Source organism: Candidatus Enterococcus wittei, assembly GCF_002140175.1.
In the GTDB taxonomy this organism is placed as follows: domain Bacteria; phylum Bacillota; class Bacilli; order Lactobacillales; family Enterococcaceae; genus Enterococcus_B; species Enterococcus_B wittei.
Genome location: NZ_NGMO01000004.1, coordinates 268,131 through 274,725, shown reverse-complemented (window position 1 = coordinate 274,725; position 6,595 = coordinate 268,131). Strand labels below are relative to the sequence as shown.

Sequence of the window (6,595 nt, the reverse complement as noted above, 5' to 3'; positions counted from 1 at the left end):
ATTCCGGCATAGCTCAGTTGGTAGTAGCGCATGACTGTTAATCATGATGTCGTAGGTTCGAGTCCTACTGCCGGAGTACTTGAGACACAACTTATGGTTGTGTCTTTTTTTTATGACTATGACTTTACAGATCTTTATTCACAAAGCGTGTAAAACAAAAAACATGCGTTTCTACGCGTGGAGGTAATCAAAATAATTAGTTATAAGTAAGATGATAGCTTCAATTGTAATTTCCAAAGCAACGTGGATGTATGCAAGTCATCTGGTAGGGCATTTAGGAAAAAAAGAGATACAGGATAGATTGGTGCTGGTAGGTAGTCTAATATTGATGAGACGAGATAAATGCAATCAATAAGAATATACAAAAAAACAACGCATGCATGCGTTGTTTGCTAAAGCCACTTGACGGGCTTGAACCGTCGACCTCTTCCTTACCATGGAAGCGCTCTACCAACTGAGCTAAAGCGGCATTTTTATTAGTACATAGAGTAGGATAACTAAATTTCCAAACTTTGTCAATATTTTTTGATGAAAAAGAGTAGGAATTAATTGAAAAAATTCCTAATGAATAAGAGAAATAAAATAACTAAATTTTATAAATAATTTTTTAAAGAAATATAAAAAAAGTATTGCGTTATTTAGTGATAATTGTTATGATAATGATGTAATTGATTCCGGCATAGCTCAGTTGGTAGTAGCGCATGACTGTTAATCATGATGTCGTAGGTTCGAGTCCTACTGCCGGAGTATTTGAGACACAACTTATGGTTGTGTCTTTTTTTTGTATAGAGACAACTGATGGTCTTCTATATATTTTGGTTCTTTGTTAAACACACATGAATTCGCAAACTCATTCACCCTGAAGAATGAAAGGTAAGATTGTAGTACAATTATAGCTGTCTCTTATACACATCTAGATGTGTATAAGAGACGTCTTAAGGGGTGTGTGCATGATCAGGATCGGTTTAACTTCATTTAAAGAACATGAATATTTAACTGGAAAAAAGAATAATACTCTCTATGAATATGCTGGATTCTTACCCTTAGTTGAATTAGATACAGCTTATTATGGGATACCACGAAAATCTTCTGTAGAAAAGTGGATAAGTGAAGTGCCACCTTCTTTTCGCTTTGTGATTAAAGCTTATCAGGGGATAAGTGGACAGGGAGATTGGCATACCTATTATCAAACGGAGGAAGAAATGATTGCGCGTTTTCTAGAAGTAATGGCACCAATGAAAGCCTCTGGAAAATTATTTTGTTTTCTGGTACAATTTCCTTCTTCTTTCAAGTGTACAAAAGAAAATGTCCAATATTTACGTAAATTAAGAAGATGGTTTAGTGAATACCCAGTGGCGATTGAGCTAAGGGACTACTCATGGTATAGTGATCCTTTCTTAGAACGTACTCGTCTATTCATGACGAAAGCAGCATTTTCATTGGCTATTATCGATGAACCCCAATTATTGAATACCACGATTCCATTGGATCCGTATGTGACGAATCCAAATTTTACATTGTTTCGTTTTCATGGGAGAAATGAACAAGGATGGCAAGCCAACGATCAAGATTGGCGTAAAAAGCGTACCTTATATCGCTATTCTGACAAGGAGTTGTTGGAACTAGCCTCAGCGGTGAAAGAAGTTCAGCCACTAACTAAAGAAGTTGGGATTATTTTTAATAATAACTCTGGCGGAGATGCGGCTGAAAATGCATTAGCACTACAAAAACTATTAGGAATCGAGCCAGAAGCACTCAATCCTAAACAAATCGACTTATTTTAAAAGGTGATGAGACGGCATGATCAAGGCAATTTTTTTTGATATCGATGGCACACTAGTAAATGATCAATCCAAAGCGTTGGAATCAACAAAACAAGCAATCAATTATTTACGTAAAAATGGGATCTTATGCGGTGTCGCCACCGGCAGAAGCCCAGTAAGAATAAAAGAAATCATTGATGAACTAGACTTAGATATGTATGTTGTCTATAATGGACAATTGGTTTTGCACAAGGATAAAAGAATTGTGGATCAGCCTTTTGAACCAGAAGTATTGGCTAGAATCGTTCACTTTTCAGATGAAAATCATCGACAAATTATTTTCGGTGGTAGCGATCGTTTAGACGGATCGACCACTATGTTATTAGGGCAATCCATTTTTATCAAACGACTAGTTACGATCTTACCTAAAAAATTTCCAGTGCGTTTAATGAAAAAAATCTTGCAAACGTTTAGCCCACATCGTCAACGTAGACGATATGAAAACTTGGAGATTTTACAGGAACCTATTTATCAGTGTATCTTACTGAGTCAAGAATCGGAGCAGGAAAAATTGAACCGATTATTTCCTGATTGTACTTTCCAGCGTTCTAATCCTTATACAGTCGATATTATTCCAAAAGGTGGTTCAAAGCTATTAGGAATTCAGGCATTTGCTAAAGATGCAGGTATTGAGCTTTCTGAAATTATGGCTTTTGGTGATCATTACAATGATATCGAAATGTTGAAAGGTGTTGGAATAGGTGTGGCAATGGGCAATGCACAAGAGGAAGTCAAACGTATTGCTGATTTTGTCACTCAAACAAATGAAGAAAATGGTATCTATGAAGCATTGCACCACTATGGATTGGTTTATTAATCATACGAATGAAAGGACATAGCTAAAATGACAAAAGAAACACCTTACCAAATGGTTGAGCGATTCCATCAAGTTTTTAAATCAACAAGGATCCCAGAAAAACCCACTGCTTTTACGGATCAACATGCGATAAATCGAGCAGCATTTAAAATAGAAGAAATTGTGGAAATGGTTGCTGCTACAAGTGAAGGTGATCCAGATCAATTAAAACAATCAGTTCAGTATCTGCATCAAGCGTTGGACCAAGCGGAGAAAAAAATAGTAGGAAAAAAACAATATGGAAAAAATCCCTTGATTGAGCAAGTGGATGCTTTAACTGATCTGCTCTACTTTACATATGGCTCATTTTCTCTATTGGGGGTAGATCCTACATCAATTTTTGAAATCGTTCATCAAGCCAATATGGGGAAATTATTTCCAGATGGCCAGCCTCACTACGATGCTATCACCAAGAAGATATTAAAACCTGAAAATTGGCAGACGGACTATGCCCCTGAAGGAAAAATAGCGAAAGAAATCGATCGACAAACACAAGTTGCAAAGACAAGAAAAAAGTCTGTAAGTAAACAAAAATAAAAGAATGACTTTACAAGAAGTAGGGAATAATTGATTACACATAGCGGAAGGAAAAAACAAAAGATTTTTTTTGAAGGTAGTGTATGCCTGAAAAGAGTATGTTATAATATAAAATAGATGTCTTTTGCATGGAAGACGTGTTTATTAAATTTATGCGAATCAGGTATTCGTCTGAGTATAAAGTAGATGCATATTGAAAACGGAGGAACCTTAAATGGGAAATAATGTTATCATCGGGATCGTCATTGCAATCATTATAGTCGCCATTCTGGCCTTTTTGGTTAGTTACTTAATGAAGAAAAAAAACCAAGATCGATTGGACGTCTTAGAAAAACGCAAGGAAGAATTATTCGACTTGCCTGTGATTGAAGAAGTTGACGATGTCAAAAAAATGCATCTAGTGGGGCAAAGCCAAAATACCTTTCGTGAATGGAGTCAAAAATGGAATGATATTTCTACCTCTTCATTTGCTGAGTTAGAAAGTCAAATCTTTGAAGTCGAAAATCTCAATGAAAGTTTCAGATTCTTAAAAGGCAAAAAAGCAGTAGAAGAAGCAGAAGCAACAATGAAACAAATGGAAAAAGAAGTTGCTGAGATCCGCAAAGGCTTAAAAGAATTACGTGAGACAGAAGAACGTAATTCATTAGCTGTTCAACAAGCTTTAGATGTTTATGAAGAATTAAAAACAACCATCAAAGAGGAAGAACTTCAGTATGGTCCAGCGTTACCTGAGTTACAAAAACAGGTCAAGACAATCGAAAATGAATTTACAAAATTCGTTACCTTAAATACTTCGGGTGATCCTGTTGAAGCACGGGAAGTGTTAGACAAAGCTGAAAAACATACGTATGAAGTCGATACATTGATGAAAAAAATTCCTCCATTATTTGAAGATCTGAATACAACTTTCCCTGAGCAATTGGAAGAAATCCAAGAGACTTATGACCGGTTGATGGATGAAGAATATGTATTCCCAGAAGAAGACCTTGCTGGTGATATCGAGAAAGTCAACAGACGAATCGATGACTCATTAGCCAATCTTGAGAAAACTGAAGTGAAAACCGTGGAATTTGAGAATCGTGAAACGGCCAACCTGATCAACACATTGTATGATGTGTTAGAACGTGAAATGAGCGCACAAATGTATGTGACTTCTAATCAATCAACGATTGAACAATATATCAAACATGCTACAAAAAATAATCGTCAGTTATTGATCGAATTGGATCATACCGCTCAAAGTTACACGCTGAACCACAATGAAATTGGTCGAGTGAGAGGGTTCCAAACAGAAGTAGAGGAAATCGAACGTCAAAACGAACAAATCAAACCACAGTTACAACAACATGAGGTTCCTTATTCAGAAGTAAGAGCCTTCTACAAAAAAGTTTTCAAGATTCTGGAAGATATCGAAAATCAACAAGTTGAGATCAGTGACTCCTTACGTGAATTAAGAAAAGGTGAACAAGAAGCGCAAGAAAAAATCGATACCTTCGAATTTAAATTGCGTAGTTTAAAACGCTTTGTAGAAAAACAACGTTTACCAGGTTTGCCAAATGATTATCTAGAATTTTTCTTTGTTGCTACTGAACGGATCGAAGAACTAAGTACTGTGTTGAACAAAATCAGAGTCAACATGGAAGAAGTTGATCGCTTAGTTGCTTTATGCGAAGAGGATCTAGAATTATTAGATAAGAAGACCCACGATTTAGTAGATGCGGCTGCATTGACTGAACAAATGTTACAATATGCTAATCGATACCGTCATACGCATGAAGAAGTGAAAGAAGCAATTGAAAAGAGTTATTATTTATTCAATAAAGAATACCACTATCAAGAAGCGCTAGACGAAATTGGCACAACATTAGAACGGGTTGAACCAGGTGCATTTAAACGAATTGAAGATTTCTACTTCAATAATCCAGATTTAGTATAATCCTAAATAAGAGGCTGGGACAGAAGTGGTTGACTCCGAGAAATAAGAAGGAATTCAAGAAAATTGCTTTTCAAATTTTTGTGAATTCCAGCTTATTATCGAAGGAGTTGCTTCTGATTCCACCGTTTATACGTAATTAGAGCGTGAAACAAGAGTAAATCATACTTTTGTTCCACGCTTTTTTAGTGATAATCTGTACTGCTTTTGTGATGCTAATAGAAAACCAGAGCAACACTTGAAAGCAGGGGGGACAACCGTTATAATAGAAAAGAATTTCAAAAAAAGAGGGATTTCTTATGATTTATTTTGATAACAGTGCAACAACTCCAATCTTTCCGCAAAGTTTAGATGCTTATGTAAAAACAAGTCAGCGGATCATTGGCAATCCTTCAAGTTTACATGACTTAGGGAATCAAGCTAATCGTTTGTTGCAACAAGCAAGAAAACAAATTGCTGAATTGATTTCAGTAACTCCAGAAGAAATCTATTTTACTTCAGGCGGAACTGAAGGAGACAACTGGGTACTTAAAGGAACAATGGTTGAAAAACTTTCCTATGGCAAGCACATGATCATTTCAGGTGTTGAACATCCTGCAGTCAGTGAGACAGCGGAGCAATTAAAACAGTTAGGTGTAGACGTTAGTATTGCGCCTGTAGATCGTCGTGGCATTGTCAAAGTGGAGGAATTAAAGAAGTTAGTACGAAAAGATACAGTATTGATTTCTGTGATGGCAGTGAACAATGAAGTTGGTTCGATTCAGCCAATCAAAGAAATCAGTGAATTTCTAGAAACATATCCTAAAATCCATTTTCATGTGGATGCAGTCCAAGCAATTGGGAAAGTCCCTATTCCAGAGTGGTTGACGGAACGTGTTGATTTTGCCACATTTTCAGCACATAAGTTCCATGGACCTCGAGGAATCGGTTTTATTTACTGGAAAAAAGGCCGACGATTAGCTCCGTTATTAACAGGAGGAGGCCAAGAGAGAAACCAACGAAGTGGAACAGAAAATGTACCTGCAATCGTTGCGATGGCAAAAGCATTACGCTTAGCTTTAGATATAAAAGAGCAAAAACCTAATCATACTCAAATCCTTAAACAGGTATTGATTGAAGGGTTACGTACGTATCATAAAGTAACGATTTTTTCTGATGGAAAAGATTATGCACCACATATCTTGTGCTTCTCATTAAAGGGGATCCGAGGAGAAGTTTTAGTCCATGCATTGGAAGAAAAACAAATTTTTGTTTCAACCACTAGTGCATGTTCTTCCCGTAAGCATGTCTCAAGTAGCACGTTGTATGCGATGCAAGTACCTAATGAATTAGCCACTTCTGCAGTTCGTATAAGTTTAGATGAAAGCAATACGATGGCAGAAGTCGAACAATTCATGATCATATTTAAACAATTATATAAAAAGTTTGAAGTTATTAACTAAATTA

General features: G+C 36.3%; 5 protein-coding genes and 3 tRNA genes. 7 read left to right on the top strand and 1 reads right to left on the bottom strand.

What is annotated here, in order from left to right:
- Positions 1-2 precede the first annotated feature (2 nt).
- Positions 3-76 (top strand) — tRNA-Asn (locus tag A5844_RS12410).
- Positions 77-396: 320 nt separating this feature from the next.
- On the opposite strand, the gene A5844_RS12405 is transcribed toward A5844_RS12410, so the two are convergent.
- A tRNA-Thr gene (locus A5844_RS12405) sits at positions 397-469 on the bottom strand.
- 204 nt (positions 470-673) lie between these two features.
- On the opposite strand from A5844_RS12405, the gene A5844_RS12400 reads away from it, so the two are divergent.
- The 6 genes from A5844_RS12400 to A5844_RS12375 all read left to right on the top strand — a co-directional run bounded on the left by A5844_RS12400 (position 674) and on the right by A5844_RS12375 (position 6,591).
- Positions 674-747 (top strand) — tRNA-Asn (locus A5844_RS12400).
- A gap of 203 nt (positions 748-950) precedes the next feature.
- Positions 951-1,784: a DUF72 domain-containing protein gene (locus A5844_RS12395; RefSeq protein WP_086285492.1), complete on the top strand. Its 834-nt coding sequence runs from the start codon at positions 951-953 to the stop codon at positions 1,782-1,784.
- Positions 1,785-1,800: 16 nt separating this feature from the next.
- Complete coding sequence (locus A5844_RS12390; RefSeq protein ID WP_086285491.1) at positions 1,801-2,640, top strand: Cof-type HAD-IIB family hydrolase; 840 nt, start codon at positions 1,801-1,803, stop codon at positions 2,638-2,640.
- Positions 2,641-2,667: 27 nt separating this feature from the next.
- Entirely contained in the window at positions 2,668-3,216 is a 549-nt protein-coding gene (locus tag A5844_RS12385) for a pyrophosphohydrolase domain-containing protein (RefSeq protein ID WP_086285490.1), read from the top strand.
- Positions 3,217-3,430: 214 nt separating this feature from the next.
- Positions 3,431-5,152 (top strand): septation ring formation regulator EzrA, encoded by a 1,722-nt coding sequence (locus tag A5844_RS12380; protein WP_086285489.1) that lies wholly within the window; start codon positions 3,431-3,433, stop codon positions 5,150-5,152.
- Positions 5,153-5,448: 296 nt separating this feature from the next.
- Positions 5,449-6,591, top strand: a complete 1,143-nt coding sequence (locus A5844_RS12375; RefSeq protein ID WP_086285488.1) for a cysteine desulfurase family protein — start codon at positions 5,449-5,451, stop codon at positions 6,589-6,591.
- Positions 6,592-6,595: the final 4 nt, after the last annotated feature.